The 20,179-nt window shown below is 38.6% G+C and carries 10 protein-coding genes; all 10 read left to right on the top strand.

The genetic code is table 11. The annotated features are described in order from the left end of the window. Positions 1–4 precede the first annotated feature (4 nt). The 10 genes from BM371_RS12210 (at position 5) to BM371_RS12165 (ending at position 19,976) form a co-directional block, all read left to right on the top strand. Positions 5–1,123 (top strand): glycoside hydrolase family 43 protein, encoded by a 1,119-nt coding sequence (locus tag BM371_RS12210; protein WP_165571763.1) that lies wholly within the window; start codon positions 5–7, stop codon positions 1,121–1,123. 16 nt (positions 1,124–1,139) lie between these two features. Further along, a complete protein-coding gene (locus BM371_RS12205) occupies positions 1,140–2,531 on the top strand; it encodes a glycoside hydrolase family 43 protein (protein ID WP_051882566.1) in 1,392 nt (463 codons plus the stop codon). 179 nt (positions 2,532–2,710) lie between these two features. Then, a complete protein-coding gene (locus tag BM371_RS12200; RefSeq protein ID WP_034673603.1) occupies positions 2,711–4,717 on the top strand; it encodes an NPCBM/NEW2 domain-containing protein in 2,007 nt (668 codons plus the stop codon). A 16-nt stretch (positions 4,718–4,733) separates the two neighbouring features. After that, positions 4,734–6,146, top strand: a complete 1,413-nt coding sequence (locus BM371_RS12195) for a glycoside hydrolase family 43 protein (protein WP_034673605.1) — start codon at positions 4,734–4,736, stop codon at positions 6,144–6,146. Between the two features lie 24 nt (positions 6,147–6,170). Next, positions 6,171–7,538, top strand: coding sequence for a glycoside hydrolase family 43 protein (locus BM371_RS12190; protein WP_034673607.1), 1,368 nt, complete (start codon positions 6,171–6,173; stop codon positions 7,536–7,538). 6 nt (positions 7,539–7,544) lie between these two features. Further along, positions 7,545–9,488, top strand: a complete 1,944-nt coding sequence (locus tag BM371_RS12185; protein WP_034673609.1) for a glycoside hydrolase family 97 protein — start codon at positions 7,545–7,547, stop codon at positions 9,486–9,488. A gap of 181 nt (positions 9,489–9,669) precedes the next feature. Continuing rightward, positions 9,670–12,198, top strand: a complete 2,529-nt coding sequence (locus BM371_RS12180) for a glycosyl hydrolase 115 family protein (protein WP_034673611.1) — start codon at positions 9,670–9,672, stop codon at positions 12,196–12,198. A gap of 91 nt (positions 12,199–12,289) precedes the next feature. Then, positions 12,290–15,037, top strand: a complete 2,748-nt coding sequence (locus BM371_RS12175) for a T9SS type A sorting domain-containing protein (protein ID WP_034673614.1) — start codon at positions 12,290–12,292, stop codon at positions 15,035–15,037. Between the two features lie 242 nt (positions 15,038–15,279). Next, positions 15,280–17,907 carry a glycoside hydrolase family 3 C-terminal domain-containing protein gene (locus BM371_RS12170; protein ID WP_034673615.1) on the top strand — a complete coding sequence of 876 codons (2,628 nt, stop codon included), beginning with the start codon at positions 15,280–15,282 and terminating at the stop codon, positions 17,905–17,907. Positions 17,908–18,002: 95 nt separating this feature from the next. After that, a complete protein-coding gene (locus tag BM371_RS12165; RefSeq protein WP_034673616.1) occupies positions 18,003–19,976 on the top strand; it encodes an alpha-L-arabinofuranosidase C-terminal domain-containing protein in 1,974 nt (657 codons plus the stop codon). The last annotated feature ends 203 nt before the right edge of the window (positions 19,977–20,179 follow it).

Here is a 20,179-nt window from a genome sequence, read left to right as displayed (position 1 = left end):
AATTATGAAGGTTTTTAAAAATATTCTGGTGTTTTCATTATTCATTTTTGCTTTGAATAATGCTTTTGCTCAGGTTGAAAAAAGCAAAACTTCTTTACAGAAAGAATTTCACTACACGAATCCAATAACCAGAGATTCCGCTATTTCTATGCGCGACCATTTCATCATTAAAGTCGATAATTTGTGGTATTGCGTGGGAACTTCCAATCCTGTTTGGGAAGGCAAAAATCCGGGAGTCCGGATGTTGGTTTCAAAAGATATGGTGAATTGGAAACAACATTCTTTTTTAATTGATGCTAAAAAACTTCCCAAAGATTGCCCTTATGACGGTCGTTTCTGGGCTCCTGAAATTCATTTCATCAAAGGAAAATATTATTTGATTGTAAATAGCGGAAAAGTAACCAAAGAAGACCCGAAAGGAATGGCGACACACAGCATTTGGCTGTTTTCAGCTGATAAAGTTACAGGTCCATACAAACTGTTGAATGGTCCGCTTACCCCACAATATAACAACGATGCCACATTATTCGAAGATGAGGATGGACAGGTTTATCTCTATTGCAGTGGTAACGGACTTTTTCAGGCTAAAATTGATTTGAAGACCGGAAAGTTAACGACTCCTATTCAGAAATTTCTAGATAAAAAACAACCAGGCTGGCCAGAATGGATGGTTGGCGGAATCGAAGGGCCTTTCGTGATTAAAAAAGAAGGTACTTATTTTATGTTTTTCTCTACCTGGACAAGGGGTTATGAAGTAGGATTGTTGAAATCAAAATCACCTTTGGGGCCTTGGAAACTCGCTTCCCCTGAACCGATTTTCGGAACCCGCAAAAAAGGTTATCGAACTGAAATGGCAAAAAGTAACGGCTATGATAATTTGCAATTCACTGATACCGAAGACCCTTATCAGGAGACTGGACACAACGCATTATTCATTGGTCCGGACGGAAATCTCTGGAATTCCTGCCATTATTTTATGTACGAAAAAAGACCGTATCCGTACAGTCAGACTTTTGAACCTTGGGAATCAGGTCCGCAAATGGGAATCGAGCCCGTACATTACAAAGACGGAATGTTTTACATCACAGGTCCAACTTGGACAGAGCAAATCATTAAATATTAAATTCAAAAAATGAATTATGATTAAGAAAACAGTTTTAAAATATACTTTAAATATAGGATTGCTACTGACAGGATTATCTCTGTCTGCACAAAATCCCATCATTCAGACCAAATTCACGGCTGATCCTGCACCAATGGTTTACAAAGACACGGTTTTTCTGTACACCAGTCACGACGAAGATGATGCGTTCGGATTTAAAATGAAAGACTGGCTGCTATACACTTCGACTGATATGGTCAATTGGACAGACCACGGTGTGGTGGCTTCTCTAAAAGATTTCAAATGGACAGACCCAGAAAACGGAGCTTGGGCTCCACAAGTCATAGAAAGAAACGGCAAGTTTTATATGTATTGCCCGATGCCGGGACAAAGAGGAATCGGTGTTTTGGTGGCGGACAGTCCGTATGGTCCTTTCAAAGACCCAATCGGAAAACCCTTGGTTAAAAATTCAAGTGATGATATTGACCCAACTGTTCTCATTGATAACGATGGACAAGCTTATCTGTACTGGGGAAATCCTAATTTATGGTACGTAAAACTCAATAAAGATATGATTTCTGTGGATGGCCCAGTTGTAAAAGACCCTTCGATTGCCAAAGTGAAAGGTTCTCCTGACCCATTCCATTATCAGGAAGGTCCGTGGGCGTGGAAGCGAAACGGGAATTATTATATGGCTTATGCCTCAACGTGCTGTCCCGAAGGAATAGGTTATGCGATGGGCAAGTCGACAACCGGTCCGTGGGAATATAAGGGAATGATCATGGACAGCGACAAACGCTCCAACGGAAATCATCCCGGAATCATTGATTACAAAGGAAAATCTTATGTTTTCGGTTTCAATTACAATCTGGGAAAACAAACCATAAGCAAGCATTACGAGCGCCGTTCCATCTGTGTGAGCGAACTGACTTACAATGCCGATGGTACCATTCAAAAACTGCCATTCTGGAATCCGGAAGGGGTGAAAAGAATTGCAACACTGAATCCATATGAAAAAGTAGAAGCAGAAACCATTGCTTATAGTGAAGGATTGAAAACAGAAAAAATGACTGAATGGGAAAGAAATAATCCTTACGACACAGGCAAAAAAATTACTGACCGTTTGGTGGTTTCGTCTATCAACAACGGCGATTACCTCAAAGTTCAGGGCGTTGATTTTTCCAAAGGAACAAAATTCCTGGAAGTATCAGTTGCTTCTATGAATGGCGGAAGTATAGAAATTCATACCGATGCTGTGGACGGACCAATATTAGGAACCATTCAGGTAACCGGAAAGGCGGAAGGGGACGTTTTTAAAACCATTAAATCTCCTGTAAAAAATATTAAAGGCGTTCACGATTTGTATTTCGTATTCAAAGGAAGCAAAGAGCTTTTCTACTTTGATTGGTGGAAATTTAGTGCAAGTTAAATAATTAAACAAACACTTCGACTCCGCTCAGTGTGACATTTCTAATATTAGCTGTTGTCATATTGAGCTTATCGGAATGTTTTAACAATGTCAGTCTGAGCGGAGTCGAAGACCTAGGTGAAGTTATGGACAACTCTATATTTTTTAAACGCAATGAATCATCTTAATTAATTTCAAAAATGTACAGATTTAAACTCTTTATTCTAAGTTTTTTCATAACCGGATATTGCCTGAATGCCCAGAATATAGTTTGGCTTGATGAGCTCGATCTCAGTGTTTCCACACAAGGTCACGGAACTCCCGGCATCAATACTTCCGTAGCCGGAAAACCATTGACTATTGCTGGAGAAGTTTTCAAAAGAGGTTTCGGAACACACGCCGAAAGTTCTCTATTGATTAAATTAGATGGGAAAGCAAAGACGTTTACGGCATTGGTAGGACTCGATGATGAGGTTAAAGGGCAGGATCCGGCAGTAGCTTTTGAAATTTATGGAGATAATAAAAAAATATGGTCCAGTGAATTAATGCATCTTGGTGATAAGGCAAAACCTGTATCTGTTTCATTAAAAGGTATTAATCAATTGGAATTGCTGGTGACCGATGGTGGCAATGGTCCTTATTACGATCACGCCAATTGGGTTGATGCAAAATTTGAAACCACAGGAGTGAATACCTTAAAAACATTCAATCCAATCTCATCGGAAGAATATATTTTAACACCAAAAGCTTCTGCAACGCCAAAAATCAATTCTGCAAAAGTTTTTGGCGTTCGTCCAGAATCTCCATTTCTGTTCAGAATTCCGACAACAGGAGAACGACCAATGACTTTCTCGGTAAAAGGTCTTCCGAAAGGATTAAAAATAGACTCACAAACAGGAATCATCACAGGGAAACTTGATAAAAAAGGAACATTTGAAGTCAACTTAATGGCTCAGAATGCAAAAGGAAAAACTTCAAAAAAATTAAAAATAAATTGCGGAGACAAGATTGCCCTCACACCTACGATGGGCTGGAACAGCTGGAATTGCTTCGGACTCGAAGTGTCTGCCGATAAAGTAAAACGTGCCGCCGATGCTTTGTTTAAAAGCGGTCTCGCAGACCACGGCTGGAGTTACATCAACATTGATGATTCCTGGCAATACAACCGGGATTCCAAAGACCATCCCCAAATGCGTGATGAAAAAGGATTTATCATTCCCAACTCAAAATTCCCCGATATGAAAGGTCTTGCCGATTATGTACACCATAACGGATTAAAGATGGGAATTTATTCTTCTCCCGGTCCGTGGACCTGCGGCGGATGTGTCGGAAGTTACGGCTACGAAAAACAGGATGCCGAAAGCTACAATAAATGGGGCATCGATTATTTAAAATACGACTGGTGCAGCTATGGCGGCGTGATAGATGGCTTGCCGGAAAACGACGCTTTCAAAGTTCCTTCCCTCGCTTTTCAGGGCGGTGGCGACTCGGAAAAAGGAGTGAAACCTTTTAAGGTGATGGGCGATTTGCTTCGTCAACAACCGAGAGATATTGTGTATAATCTTTGTCAGTACGGGATGGGAGACGTCTGGAAATGGGGCGATAAAGTTGATGCGCAGTCGTGGAGAACCACCAATGATATTACCGATACTTGGGCAAGCGTCAAAGGCATTGCATTGGCTCAGGATAAAACCGCTCCGTTTGCGAAACCAGGCAATTGGAACGATGCAGATATGCTAGTTGTTGGCGAAGTAGGTTGGGGAAATCCGCACAAAAGCCGTCTGAAACCGGACGAGCAATATCTCCACATCAGCCTTTGGAGTATATTTTCAGCGCCTTTGCTTATTGGTTGTGATTTAGAAAAATTAGATGATTTTACATTAAATCTTTTAACGAATGATGAGGTAATTGCCGTCAATCAGGATGTTTTAGGGAAACAGGGAATGTGTCTACAAACTATCGGAGAGCTCAGAGTTTATGTCAAAGAGCTGGAAGACGCAGGAAAAGCAGTTGCTTTTACCAATTTCGGAAGGGAAAAAGTGAAGATGAATTATAAAGATTTTTCGAAGTTGGGAATAGCTGGAAAACAAACCGTTCGTGATTTATGGAGGCAAAAAGATATTTCAAAATTAAATACAACTAACGAAAGCCTGTCACTGGATATTCCGGCGCACGGTGTGGCTTATTATAAATTTATTCAGAATTAATTATAAATATTTGAATATGAATAATTTAAAATTGAAATCTTTACTAAGCTCATTGATATTAACGAATGCAATTTGTCTTTTTGCTCAGAATCCAATAATCCAGACCCATTTTTCGCCGGACCCTGCACCGATGGTGTACAAAGATAAAATGTACGTTTACACAGGAGACGACATTCCGGGATACGATTTTTATTATATGACGAAATGGAGGGTTCATTCATCCGAAGATATGGTCAACTGGACAGACCACGGTGTTCCAATTTCCTTAGAATCCTTCAGCTGGGCTCGTGACCGCGCCTGGGCATCACAATGTATACAGCGAAACGGCAAATTTTACTGGTACATCTGTGCCCAAACCGTTAATAATGATATGGCAATTGGTGTTGCCGTTTCAGATACTCCGACAGGATCATTTAAAGATGCGCTCGGAAAACCATTGATTACAACGGGAAGCTGGGACAATATCGACCCGACGGTTTTCATAGATGAAGACGGACAAGCCTATCTCTATTGGGGAAACAGCCATCTTTTTTATGTAAAGCTTAATAAAGATATGATTTCATTTGAAGGGAAAATTACTGAAATTCCGCAGTCGGTGGAATCATTTGGCGGACTCAGACGTCCCGGAAAAAGTGATGAGGTTTTGCAAAAGCAAGAGAAATTTGAAGATGTTTTTGTGGAAGGACCTTGGTTTTACAAGCGTAATAAACAATATTATCTGATGTACGCAGGAATGACAGGACGTACAGAATGTCTGTCTTACTCCACAAGCTCATCACCAACAGGTCCCTGGAAATATCAGGGAAAAATAATGACCGACCAGCCTACCAACAGCTTCACCAATCACGGCGGAATCATTGATTTCAAAGGGAAATCCTACTTGTTTTATCATACAGGATTATTGCCGGGTGCCGGAAGCTATGGCAGGTCGACTGCGATTGAAGAATTCAAATATAATTCTGATGGAAGTATTCCAAAAATTGTAATGACCAAAGAAGGTGTAAATCCAATAGCAATGGTAAATCCTTACAAAAGAAACGAAGCAGAAATGATAGCTTGGTCTGAGAAATGCAAAACCGCTGAAAATAAAAAAAACGGAGTCTATGTAACTGAAACAAGAACAGGCGGATTCATAAAAGTCCGTTCTGTAGATTTCGGAAATCAGGGAGTTTCTGCTTTTTCAGCTTCAATAGCTTCCGGGCTTGACGGAGGAATTCTGGAAGTCCGTTTAGACAGTGTTAAAGGAATAAAATTAGCCCAAATTGATGTACCGAGAACAGGAGACTGGGACGTCTGGAAAACTTTGACAGCCAAAATTTCAGAATCCGTTTCAGGCGTTCATGATGTGTATTTTGTCTTTCAGGGAAAAAATATCACGGCAGGTCGTGAGCTTTTTAATTTCGATTACTGGAGTTTTCAGAAAAAATAATGTTTGAATGTTAATTATTTAAAAATGAAGAAAAATATAATAAAGTCAGCGTTAAGTACTCTGTTAATAGGATATGCGGGAGTTTTGTCTGCACAGAATCCCATCATTCAAACCGCTTACACAGCAGACCCGGCGCCGATGGTTTTCAACGATCGTTTGTATGTTTACACCAGTCACGACGAAGACGATTCTACGTGGTTTACAATGAACAATTGGAAGCTGTTTTCCACCAATGATATGGTCAACTGGACAGACCACGGCGTGATTCTTTCCTACAATGATTTCGATTGGGCAAAACGTGATGCGTGGGCAGCACAGTGCATCGAAAGGAACGGTAAATTCTTTATGTATGTCCCAATGATTTCGAAAACCAATAACAAAGGTGCAATTGGAGTTGCGGTTGCCGACAGTCCGTTTGGTCCGTTTCACGACCCGCTGGGAAAACCGCTTGTTCAGAGCGAATGGGGAGATATCGACCCGACGGTTTTTATTGATGATGATGGTCAAGCGTATCTCTATTGGGGAAATCCTAAACTTAAATCCGTAAAACTAAATGAAGATATGATTTCCTATTCCGGTGAAATTGTTGAAGTTCCGATGACCGAAGAATCTTTCGGAAAAAGAGAGGGCAATCCGGAAAGACCCACAAAATATGAAGAAGGTCCGTGGCTTTACAAACGTAAAAATTTATATTATCTTTTTTGGCCGGGCGGTCCGTTGCCCGAGTTTATAGGCTATTCCACCAGCAAAAGTCCGCAAGGTCCGTGGAAATATGGCGGAATCATAATGCCTGCGGAAGGAAAATCTTTTACCAATCATCCCGGCGTGATTGATTTCAGAGGGAAAACTTATTTCTTCTATCACAACGGTGCATTACCAGGCGGAAGCGGATTTACAAGGTCGGTAAGTGTGCAGGAATTAGAATTTAATAAAGATGGTTCTATTTCGCCTTTCAAAATGACCAATGGAATTTCCAAAGCTATTGCAGCTGTCAACCCTTACGCATTCAATCAGGCGGAAATGATTTCGTGGTCGGAAAATATCAAGTCTTATCAGAACAAAGTCGCCGGAGTTTTCATTAAAGCAAAGAAAAACGGTGCTTACACAAGTGTAAAAAATGTTGATTTTGGAAAAGATAGCGCAACAACTTTTTCTGCAAGAGTAGGAACTACGCATAATAGCGGTGTTACGATGGATGTTCATTTAGACAGTTTGGATGGACCGATTGTCGGAACTATAAAAGTTCCGATGACTGGTGGAGATGACCGTTTTGAAACGGTTAAAATCAATTTGTCCAATAAAATTACAGGCGTTCATAATCTGTATTTCGTATTTAATGGCAAAGCAGAAAAAGACATTATGTTTTTCGATTATTGGATGTTTTCAAAATAATTTAAAATGAAAAAATTTACACTTTTATTTATAATATTCATCAGCTTTTGTTTTTTATCAAAGGTTAAAGCACAGGTTGCCGAAGTTTCAAGTCCGGACGGAAAACTGAAACTGAATGTATTTTCAGAAGACGGAAAAGCATTATATTCTTTGAATTTTCAGGGAAAAATGATGCTCGAAAAATCTCCTTTGGGATTGATAACCAATGAATCAGATTTTTCTAAAAATTTAAAATTCATCAACAGTAAAAAGGATTTCGTTTCCAAAAAATACAGCAACGAAAAAATCAAAAAATCCGAAGTTGAGTACAAAGCCAATACATTGACTGTCAGTTTTACCAATCAAGACCAATTCAATATTGGAATTGAGTTTCAGGTAAGTGACAACAATATTGCTTTTAGATATGAAATTCCGCCAATGAAAGACCGTTTCAGTGTTGTTGTGCAATCAGAAGTTACGGGATATCGATTTCCGCCACAGACGACAACATTTCTTTCGCCAATGATGAAACCGATGACCGGTTTTGCACGCACAGCGCCAAGCTACGAAAGCGGGTACAAAGCCGATGCAGATTTAGGAACGAAAGCTGATTATGGTTACGTTTTCCCTGGACTTTTTCATATCGGAAACGAGGGCTGGGTTTTGCTTTCAGAAACTGGAGTTAGTAGTTTGTATTGTGCTTCTCATCTCAACACCACTTCAGATAAAAATCTTTATCAGGTTGCCTATCCGAATATGGCGGAAAACAACGGTTTCGGAAGTTCAGGAGCAGCACTTTCTTTGCCCGGAAAAACTCCGTGGAGAACGATTACGATTGGAGATTCTTTGAAACCGACAGTTGAAACGACCATTCCATTTGATGTTGTAGAACCTCTTTATGAACCTTCGCAGAGATATCAATTCGGAAAATCTACCTGGAGCTGGATTCTATGGCAGGACAACAGTATGAATTATGACGACCAGACCAAATTTATTGATTTGGCATCAAAACTTGGTTATGAATTCATTTTGATAGATGCGCTTTGGGATAAAAACATTGGAAAAGACAGGATGAAAGAACTCGTTCAATACGCCAAATCTAAAAATGTGGGCGTAATGCTTTGGTATAATTCCAACGGAGCCGCCAATGATGCGCCAATGGGACCAAGAAACAAAATGAGCAGTTCCGTAGAGCGAAAAAAAGAAATGAAATGGCTGAAAGAAGCCGGCGTAAAAGGTCTGAAAGTCGATTTTTTTGGAGGAGACAAACAGGAAACAATGCGTCTGTACGAAGATATTTTGTCGGATGCCAATGATTTTGGTCTGATGATTATTTTCCACGGAGCTACTTTGCCGAGAGGTTGGGAAGTAATGTATCCGAATTATGCTGGAAGCGAAGCCGTTTTAGCCTCGGAAATGCTTTATTTTTCGGAAGATGTCCGCAAGCAGGAAGCATTTTTTGCAACCTTACATCCTTTCATCAGAAATACGGTGGGAAGTATGGAATTTGGCGGAACTTTTCTCAATAAATTTTTAACTAAATCCAATAAGGAAAAAAATAAAAGACATACCACAGATGGTTTTCAGTTGGCGACAGCAGTTTTGTTTCAGAATCCGATTCAGATGTTTGGAATAATGCCGAATAACCTTACCGATGCTCCAAAATTCCAGTTGGATTTTATAAAAGAAGTTCCCACGCTTTGGGATGAAACGGTTTTCATCGACGGTTATCCCGGGAAATATTCTGTTATTGCGAGAAGACATAATGACAAATGGTATGTTGTGGGTGTAAATGCTGAAAAAACTTCTAAAAAACTTAAACTTTATCTTCCGATGTTGGCTGGTAAAAATCTGGAGCTTATTAATGATGATAAAAACGGAAACACTTTTACAAAATCGGTTTCTATCAATAAAAAAGGAGAATTTGAAATTGAAATTCAGCCGAATGGGGGATTTGTGTTGAAGAATTGATACAGGAATAATTTGGGCAGCTTAATCCGTCTTCCACTCCCGCTTTTTTGCTCGTCGTACCTCCTCACAAAAAGAGCTCCGTTCAAGCCGGGCTGCGTGCAATTCGCAACCAATAAATGTTAAACTAAACCTTATAGGTTTTCAGAATCTATAAAGTTTCAATTAAATCAAAATAAAGATTATGAACAGATTACCGATACTATTTCTCTTTGTACTGCTGTTTGGTGCTTGTTTAAATGGACAGGCGACAGAACCATTTATCACAACAAAAAAAAGCGATGATGCTATTCTCCTGAAAGATAAATCAGTCAGTATCTCATTATTTACTAACAATAATATTGATACAGGAATATTGAGAGCTGTCAAAAACCTGCAATCCGATTTCCAGAAAGTAACAGGTGAGGAACCAACGATTTTGAATCAGATTTCCGGAATCAATGCTCCTTTAATCATCATTGGAACGGTAGGAACAAAATCGGTGATTGATGATTTAATCAGACAAAAAAAGATTGACGTAAAAGCATTAACCGGAAAACGCGAAAAATACATTATCCAAAATATTAGCAATCCGTTTCCCGGAGTTTCGGAAGCCATTGTGATTGCAGGCAGTGACAAAAGAGGGACGATTTATGGGATTTATGAAGTTTCTCAGCAGATTGGTGTTTCGCCCTGGCATTATTGGGCGGATGTTCCGGTTGAAGCAAAGGAAAATTTATACTTCAAAAAAGGAATTTATACCGATGGAGAACCTGCTGTAGAATACCGTGGAATTTTTCTGAATGATGAAGAACCTTCGCTTGGTGGTTGGGCAAGAGCTACTTTTGGCGGGATCAATTCTAAATTTTACGAAAAGGTTTTTGAATTGCTTCTTCGTTCAAAAGCCAATTACCTCTGGCCTGCAATGTGGGGAAAAGCATTCTATGACGACGATGCGTTGAGCGGACCATTAGCCAACGAAATGGGAATTATAATGGGAACTTCGCACCACGAACCAATGGCTCAGGCACAGGCAGACTGGCACCGATACATCAAAAAAAACAACCTTCCGAACGTTTGGGATTATTCTAAAAACGCCAAAGTCTTGCAGGATTTCTGGAAAGCCGGAATCGTAAGAAGTAAAAATTGGGAAAAATTGGTCACTGTCGGAATGCGTGGTGATGGCGATGAAGCAATGGGAGAGGGAACCAATATTTCCTTATTGGAGAATATTGTAAAAGACCAGCGCAAAATTATACAAAATGTGACAGGAAAAAGAGCAGAGAAAACACCTCAGGTTTGGGCTTTGTACAAAGAAGTTCAGGATTATTATGACAAAGGAATGAGAGTTCCGGATGATGTGATTTTGCTGTTTTGTGATGACAATTGGGGTAATGTAAGAAAGCTTCCCGACCTTTCAAAACCTTTACATAAGGGAGGTTACGGAATGTACTATCACTTCGATTATGTAGGTGGGCCGAGAAATTCTAAGTGGATTAACATCAGTCCGATTCAGAGAGTTTGGGAGCAGATGAATCTTTCTTATGAACATAAAGTAGACAAAGTCTGGGTCGTGAATGTTGGTGATTTGAAACCAATGGAATTTCCAATCAGTTTCTTTCTGGAGATGGCTTGGAATCCGAAACAGTTTAATTCTAAAAACCTTTTTGAATACACGGAAAAATGGTCTGCGCAGCAATTTGGCGAAAAACATTCAAAAGAAATTGCCAGAATGATTAACCTTTATGCCAAATACAACCGCAGAGTAACACCGGAAACGTTGGATAGCAAAACATTCAGTCTGGAAAATTATAATGAATTTGAAACGGTTTTGAATGATTATAGAGCTTTGGCAGTAGATGCATTACGTTTGAAAGAAAAGATTCCTACTGAATATCAGGATGCATACTATCAGTTGGTTCTTTATCCGATTGATGCGTGCAGTAATTTGTATGAAATGTATTATGCAGTTGCTAAAAACAAAGAACTGGCAGCCAAAAATGACATTCAGGCTAATTATTATGCAGAGAAAGTGAAGGAGTGTTTTGAAAGAAATACGTATCTCGACAATAAATATAACAATGTAATTGCCAACGGAAAATGGACGCATATGATGGACCAGATGAAGATAGGATACAAAGCCTGGTTTGACGGAAAAGTAAATGTAATGCCTGAAGTCACGTATGTTTCGGAAACAAATGTGCCGAAAGAGAAAGTATTTCAGGAGAAAAATGGGTATGTTTCAATTGAAGCGGAAAATTTTGCAAGAATGAATAATTCTGACCGAATTCATTGGGAAATGATTCCTGATTTCGGAAAGACAAAATCTGGAATTAGCACATTTCCACAGAATGCTTATCCAAAAACTGATGAAAATATTTATCTGGAATACGATATTAATTTCGAATCCAAAGGAGAATTTGAAGTTCAGCTTCTTTTAGCTCCCACTTTAAATTATAATCACAACAAAGGATTGCGCTGCGAAATTTCTTTTGACGACGGAACTCCGCAAACTGTTAATTTCAATGGCCATTACAAAGGCGAATTGGGAAGATGGCAGTCGGAACATATCATTAAATCAATTACCAAGCATCAAATTTCTCAACCGGGAAAACATACTTTACGTTTCAGAGTTTTAGAACCGGGAATTGTTTTAGAAAAGATTTTAATCAATACAGGAGGACTTAAGCCAAGTTATTTGGGAGCACCGGAAAGCGATTATTCAGGAAAATAATCAATTTTCCACACATTTTATTTCAAAAAAACAATAATAACATATTGAGTTAAATTAAAATTTATGTCACACTTAAAATCAAATTATTATTATGAGAAAAATCGTCAATTTAGTACTTGCTGCCATAGCAAGCATCATATTCACAGGGCATCTTAATGCACAGAGTACACAGACTGCAAAGGTAAAGATTGATAAGAACATTACTTATCAGAATATTACAGGATTCGGAGGTTTCGTCTGCAGTCCGCAGTTTGCCTACAATCATATGACGCCAACAGAAATTCAGAAACTTTGGGGAACTGGTGCAACTGATGCGGGATACAATATGCTGAGGCTGTATATTCCGGAAGATAGTTCCAACTGGCCTCAGGTTTTGGCTACAGCACAATTGGCACAATCAATGGGATTGATTGTATTTGCAAGCCCTTGGACAATGCCTGCAGCATGGAAAACCAATAATCACGTTAACGCAGTGTACACGGATACGAACGGAGTACAGCAGATTGGTTATTTGAAACCTGCAAATTATCAGGATTATGCTCTTCATCTCAATAGTTTCGTGACTTATCTGGCAACCAACGGAGTGACACTTGATTATATTTCTATACAGAACGAGCCCGATGAGATGGCGCAATACCAAGGTTGTATCTGGACACCGACACAAATTGCTACTTTCGTTAAAGACTATGGACATTTGATCAACTGTAATGTCATTGCTCCGGAAAGTGTAGGTTTTACGGATAATTTCGCAAATGCTTTTTTAAGTCCTGCAGTGATGGCAAATTTTGAAGTGTATGGAGGTCATCAATATGGATCTATGCAGTCTGTGTACAAGCAATTTCAAAATTATAATAAACAAATCTGGCAGACAGAATATCTCATCAACTGGAATTCCAATACCAGTGTGCCTGCAAGAGACTTTAATTGGTCGATTGACGGTTTTACTTTTGCAAGAAGCGTAAATAATGCTATTCTTGGTAATATCAACGCATGGGTTCATTACGCATCAAAAAGATACTACGGAATGATGGGTGATGGTACAAATGGTACTGTAGCAGGTGAGATGACAAAAAGAGGATATATTTTATCGCAGTTCGCAAAGACGACAACGGGTAAAAGGAGAATTGATGCTAAATGGGAAGTAGCCAATGGAGCGTTGGAAGGTTCATCATACATTTCACAGGATGGAAACCAGATTACATTGGTGGTCATTAACTCATCTTCAAACTCGTATAACCTGAAGGCAGATTTGCCGTTCTTTACCAATTCAGGAACCAGTACAACAACGTCACAAACTTCGAACATGGTTTCTGCTCCATTCACATTTTCTGCCGATACTTTCAGACCGCAGATTACGGTAAGCCCGTCAAGCGTAATGACTTTTGTTTTTAATAAAAGTGGAGACAGGCCTGTTTCTTTAATGACAGGAACTGAAATGCACTACAATAAAATTGAAACTCAGACGACTACAAATCCGACTTTTGGTACAGGGCATCAGTTATCTGGTCAAACCGTTACTTTTTATAATTCTACGCCGCTCATCAGTTCAAATACTACCGCAGCAAACGGATACGTAGCATTAAATGATCGATATAATAAACTGGTATTTAACGTTTTGAGTTATACAACAAGCAATTTGCCAACTTCTTCTAATACAACATTGTATTACATTGATGCCAGTGGAACACTGAGAAATCACAATTACGGAAGTGTAGCGTTTCCAACGCCGGGATCAGGTAGTTTTAATCTGGTATTTGATATATCAAGATCCGTTCTGCCTTTTGGATGCAAAGGTATTATTGGTTTAAGAAGCGGAAATTTCAGTTCTATTCTTACATTAACGCTTGGCGATGTATATTTCAATATAGGAAACGAAAGAGCATCTAAGTTTGAAGCTGCATACGCATCGACTGACAGTAATCTTATGGATGCACTGGAAAATGATTATTACACGTCATTAGATTTCAGAAATACAACCGGAATTAATGCAACATCAACCTGGAGCAATACCTCTCAAAATCTAAACAGTTTATTTTACGTCAACAGTTCTGTGAACAATCACAACACAAACGTGGTATCAGGAAATGTCTGCAGTACACTTACTCTTTCAGATCAGGGTAAAGACTTTCAGGTGCCATTTAATTTTACCGCAACGGCAGCATCCTACACACGAAATTTCAGTGATTATGGTGTTGTATTACTGCCTTTTGAGGCAAGTATTCCGTCGGGAGTTACCGCATATACCATGATTCCGTCTGCAACGGGGGTAGCATCCACACAAATTACCAATGGTATCATTCCTGCAAATACACCTGTACTCGTTAATGCAACGGGAAACATTAGTTTTGTCGGTTCAGGTAATGTATCAACTCCAAAAGCAATAACTGTAAATCAGGTAAACGGAGTATACTATACGATAAAAGTTCCTGCCGGAGCTTACGTGCTTAAGACAGAAAACGGAGTTACGGGATTCTATAAAGTAACTTCCGGGAACGAACCTTTTATTAATCCTTTCCAGGGATATATTACTGAAGAAAATACTTACACAAGCACTTTTCTTCCATTGAATTTTGCTACGCTTGCCGTTTCTCAGAATGAAATGATAAAAGATGAGGTGAGTGTTTATCCTAATCCTGCGCAAAATGAATTTTTTGTTGAGCTTAAATCAAATACGGCAAACTATTCAATATTTGACGCAAAAGGAAGCTTGATTGTTGGAAAGCAGAAACTTTCTTCAGGTAAAAATAAAATTAATATTGCGAACCTTCCGTCTGGAGTTTATTTCGTTGAAATATCTGATTCCGGTCAAACGGTAACCCGTAAGTTGATTAAAAAATAATTTATTAAAAATTTAATTTCAAAGCCATCAGTTTTTCTGGTGGCTTTTCTTATGCGATTGTGCGGAAGATTAATAATAATTATTTCGTGAATTAAGTAAAAGAAATATTAAAATGAAAAACAAGTGTATTTTATACATTTATTAAAAATAGAATCTTATATTTGCCTTTATCACATTATAAAGCCACATCCAGTGATTTTATTTAACCAAATGAATAAAATAATGGATTTAAAATCAACAATATGAATAAAATTCTGTTCACCTTATTATTTGTAATCAGTTGTTCAACTTATGCACAGAACTACAAATATCCCTTTCAAAATCCAAAACTTCCCACTGAACAAAGAATCGAAAACCTTCTCGGATTACTAACCGTAGAAGAAAAAATAGGGATGATGATGGACAATTCCAAAGCAGTTCCACGTTTGGAAATTCCAGCTTACGGTTGGTGGAACGAAGCGCTTCACGGTGTTGCAAGAGCTGGAACAGCGACTGTTTTTCCGCAAGCTATTGGTTTAGCAGCAACCTGGGACGTTCCGGAACATCTCAAAACCTTTGAAATGATTTCCGACGAAGCCAGAGCAAAATACAACAAATCTTTCGATGAAGCCAGTAAAACCGGACGTTACGAAGGTCTGACATTCTGGACGCCGAATATCAATATTTTCAGAGATCCGAGATGGGGAAGAGGTCAAGAAACTTATGGAGAAGATCCTTACCTGACTTCCGTTTTAGGCGTTGCTGCGGTAAAAGGTTTACAGGGAAATGATCCGAAATATTTCAAAACACACGCCTGTGCCAAGCATTTTGCCGTTCACAGCGGTCCGGAATGGAATCGCCATTCTTACAACGCAGAAGTTTCCAAAAGAGATTTGTATGAAACTTATCTTCCGGCTTTCAAATCATTGGTTTTAGAAGGAAATGTAAGAGAAGTGATGTGCGCCTATAACGCTTTTGATGGACAGCCTTGCTGCGCTAACAATACTTTATTGACTGAAATTCTTCGCGGAAAATGGAAGTATGACGGAATGGTCGTTTCAGACTGTTGGGCTTTGGCAGATTTCTATCAGGAAAAATACCACGGAACACATCCCGATGAAAAGACAGCAGCATCAGACGCATTAAAGCATTCAACTGATTTGGAATGCGGAGATACATATAACAATCTTAATAAATCTCTGGCAAGCGGATTAATAACAGAAAAAGACCTCGATATTTCGATGCGCAGAATCCTGAAAGGCTGGTTTGAGCTCGGAATGCTTGATCCTAAATCTTCCGTTCACTGGAACAATATTCCTTATTCTACTGTAGATTCTAAAGAACACAAAGAACAGGCATTGAAAATGGCTCAGAAGTCTATTGTGCTGATGAAAAATGAAAAAAATGTTCTGCCTTTACATAAAAATATTAAAAAAATTGCTGTTGTTGGTCCCAATGCCGATGACGGAATTATGCAGTTGGGAAATTATAATGGAACACCTTCTTCAACCGTAACGATTTTGGATGGAATTAAAACCAAATTTCCAAATGCTGAAATCATTTACGAAAAAGGAAGTGAAGTGGCAGATCCGTCGTCCAGAGCTTCACTTTATCAGAATTTCATGAGCCAGAAAAACGGCGAAAAAGGAATGAAGGTAGAGTTTTTTAATAATAATGAATTCAAAGGAAATCCTATCAATATTTCTGTTAACAAAACAGGAATTACCTACAACAGTTTTGGCGGAACACAGCTTGCACCGGGAGTTGCCAGAGAAAATACTTCGGCAAGAATATCAGGTATTTTTAAAAGCAGTTATTCCGGCGAAGTTATATTTTCTGTCGCAACATCAGATATTTACACACTTTTTGTTGACGGAAAAGAAATTGCCACCAGAAAAGGTCCTGATGCAAGACATCCTTCGGAATTTCCTGTAAAAATGGAGAAAGGGAAAGAGTATCAAGTTGAACTTCGCCATTCCCAAAAAGGGAAATATGTTAGCATTGCTTTTGAAGTGTATAGAAAAGACCCTGTAAATTTCGCTTCAGTAAAAGAAAAAGTAAAAGATGCCGACGTCATTATCTTTGCAGGCGGACTTTCCCCAAGTTTGGAAGGCGAAGAAATGTTGGTGAATGCCGAAGGTTTCAAAGGTGGTGATAAAACTTCAATAGAACTTCCGAAAGTTCAGCGTGAATTATTAGCGGAATTAAGAAAAACCGGAAAACCTGTGGTTTTTGTGCTGTGTACAGGAAGTTCTCTCGGTTTGGAGCAGGACGAAAAAAATTATGATGCTTTGCTGAATGCTTGGTACGGCGGACAATCCAGCGGAACTGCGGTTGCAGATGTTTTGGCGGGAGACTATAATCCTTCCGGAAGATTGCCAATCACTTTCTATAAAAATCTGGAGCAATTAGACAATGCACTTTCCAAAACCAGTAAGAATCAAGGTTTTGAAAACTACGATATGCAGGGAAGAACCTACCGTTATATGACGGAAAAACCTTTGTACCCCTTTGGGCACGGTTTGAGTTATTCAAAATTTAATTATGGAGATGCAAAATTGAATAAAAACACCACCAGTTCTAATGAAAATATTATGATAACGATTCCGGTTACCAACATTTCAGAAAGAGACGGTGAAGAAGTTGTTCAGGTTTATGTGAAAAGAAATAATGATGCTTTGGCTCCTGTAAAGACTTTAAGGGCTTTTGAAAGAGTTTTGATTAATTCTAAAGAAACAAAAAATATCCAACTCACAATTTCCAATGAATCATTCAAATTTTATAATGAAAAAGCCGATGATTTGGTTTCAAAACCCGGAGATTATACCATTTTCTACGGCGGAACTTCCGAAAATTCAGGATTGAAAAGTGTTCAGTTGAAAGTCAAATAATTATAGACTGACACGCTCTATTAAACCTTTAGTATTAGAGATGTCACACTGAGCGTAGTCGAAGTGTCTGTTTGAACAATCAAAAAATAGTATCAATGAAAACAAAAAATAAAATTTTCACCCTTCTTCTCTCAACCTGCGTTGCATTTTCATCAGCACAAAACTCAAAGTTTAGTTTAGATTTGGATGGAAGTCCTACCAACATCAAAATCCAGCCAACGATGTACGGAATCTTCTTTGAAGACATCAATTTTGCGGCCGATGGCGGAATTTATGCCGAACTTATCAAAAACCGGAGTTTTGAATTTGACGAACCGTTAACGGGCTGGAAACAACAAAACACGAAAACCCTTTCTCCGAATTTGGATTCCGGTTTTCTGACGATTTATTCTGATGATTCCAAAACTAATAAAAACTACGCAAGAATAACTGTTTACAATGATAAAAATTATATTTTGGAGAATGAAGGTTTCAGAGGAATCGGACTTCATCAGAATTCCAGATATGATTTTAGCTTCGATTTAGAAAAAGTATCAGGAAATATTTCTGCGGTCAACGCAAGTCTGATTGATGAAAATGGAGCGGTAATTTCCACAGTTCCTGTACTTATCAAAGGAAAAGGCTGGCAAAAATATACTGCTGTTTTTTCAACTTCAAAAACGGTTGAAAAAGCGAAACTTCAAATCACCTTCACAGGAAACGGTGTCGTCAATATGGATATGATTTCCCTCTTTCCGCAAGACACGTGGAAGGGACGAAAAGGCGGTTTGCGAAAAGATTTGGTTCAAAAATTATACGATTTGCAACCCGGATTTTTGCGTTTCCCCGGAGGTTGTATTGTCGAAGGCAGAACACTTGCCGAAAGGTATCAATGGAAAAAAACTTTAGGAAATGTCGCCAACAGAGAATATCTCATTAATAAATGGAGTTCCGGATTTGCGCATCGTCTCACTCCCGATTATTATCAGTCATTCGGATTAGGTTTTTACGAATATTTCCAGCTTTCTGAAGATTTGGGAGCAGAACCGTTACCGATTCTAAGTTGCGGAATGGCGTGCCAGTTCAACACAGCCGAATTGGTTCATTTGGAGGAATTAAATCCTTATATTCAGGATGCATTGGATTTAATCGAATTTGCCAATGGAAACGAAAGTACGAAATGGGGGAAAATCCGTGCTGAAATGGGACATCCAAAACCATTCAATATGAAGTATATCGGCGTTGGAAACGAGCAGTGGGGAGAAGATTATATAGAGCGTTATAAAATTTTTGAAAAAGCCATTCACGGCAAATATCCGGACATTCAAATCATTTCAGGAAGCGGACCGTCGCCCGACGGAGAATTCTTTGAATATGGCTGGAAAGAACTCAAAAAACTCAATGCACAGATTGTGGATGAGCATTATTACAATTCACCAGAGTGGTTTACGAAAAATGCCGGAAGATATGATGCTTATGACCGTTCCGGACCAAAAGTGTTTGCCGGAGAATATGCAGCTCAATCAGTGGGTGTAGTGAAACCAGATAATAAAAACAATTGGCAGACCGCACTTTCAGAAGCCGCTTTTATGACAGGGCTTGAAAGAAATGCCGATGTTGTCACGATGACTTCTTATGCTCCGCTTTTTGCCCACGCAGACGGTTGGCAATGGACACCGGATTTAATTTGGTTTAATAATCTTCAGTCGTATGCAACACCCAATTATTACGTTCAGAAATTATTTTCAAATAATAAAGGAACCGATTTAATTAAAATTTATGAAAACGGAAATGCTGTAAAAGGTCAAAATCAACTCTTTGCATCCGCAGTGAAAGATGGTAAAAATAATGAAGTAATCATCAAAATAGTTAATACAGATTCTCAGGAAAAGTCAATTGAAATCAATCCAAAAAACATAAAATTAGGAAGCAAATTAACCAAAACAACCTTGACAGCTTCTCAACTTTCGAGTGAAAATAATTTTCAAACAGAAAACATAAAACCTCTTGAAGAGAATTCTGTGATTAAAAAAGGGAAATTTTCTGTTCAAATCCCAGTCAATTCTTTCGTTGTTTTAAAGATAAAATAACTGTTAAATACCATCAATAAAAGAAAAATTAAAATTAAGTGTAATATTTACATTTATTTAAAATAAAAATTTATATTTGTTTTATTCTCTTAAATATAAATGCAACGATTTGTTAAAGCTTAATTAAATATGATTCTTTTGAGTCTATTACATTAAACTAAAGCTTAAGATTTAGTATTAGAGATGTCACCCTGAGCCAAGCT

The sequence above is a fragment of the Chryseobacterium formosense genome (genome assembly GCF_900116415.1).
Taxonomy (GTDB): Bacteria; Bacteroidota; Bacteroidia; order Flavobacteriales; family Weeksellaceae; genus Chryseobacterium; species Chryseobacterium formosense.
The sequence above is the reverse complement of the archived record's forward strand: the minus strand, read 5'-3'. Positions and strand labels throughout refer to the sequence as shown.

Bases quoted from the DNA above. Each gene is read 5' to 3' on its own strand.
- BM371_RS12175 (WP_034673614.1), top strand. From the start codon at position 12,290: ATGAGAAAAATCGTCAATTTAGTACTTGCTGCCATAGCAAGCATCATA.
- BM371_RS12205 (WP_051882566.1), top strand. From the start codon at position 1,140: ATGATTAAGAAAACAGTTTTAAAATATACTTTAAATATAGGATTGCTA.
- BM371_RS12165 (WP_034673616.1), top strand. From the start codon at position 18,003: ATGAAAACAAAAAATAAAATTTTCACCCTTCTTCTCTCAACCTGCGTT.
- BM371_RS12180 (WP_034673611.1), top strand. From the start codon at position 9,670: ATGAACAGATTACCGATACTATTTCTCTTTGTACTGCTGTTTGGTGCT.
- BM371_RS12200 (WP_034673603.1), top strand. From the start codon at position 2,711: ATGTACAGATTTAAACTCTTTATTCTAAGTTTTTTCATAACCGGATAT.
- BM371_RS12195 (WP_034673605.1), top strand. From the start codon at position 4,734: ATGAATAATTTAAAATTGAAATCTTTACTAAGCTCATTGATATTAACG.
- BM371_RS12210 (WP_165571763.1), top strand. From the start codon at position 5: ATGAAGGTTTTTAAAAATATTCTGGTGTTTTCATTATTCATTTTTGCT.
- BM371_RS12185 (WP_034673609.1), top strand. From the start codon at position 7,545: ATGAAAAAATTTACACTTTTATTTATAATATTCATCAGCTTTTGTTTT.
- BM371_RS12190 (WP_034673607.1), top strand. From the start codon at position 6,171: ATGAAGAAAAATATAATAAAGTCAGCGTTAAGTACTCTGTTAATAGGA.
- BM371_RS12170 (WP_034673615.1), top strand. From the start codon at position 15,280: ATGAATAAAATTCTGTTCACCTTATTATTTGTAATCAGTTGTTCAACT.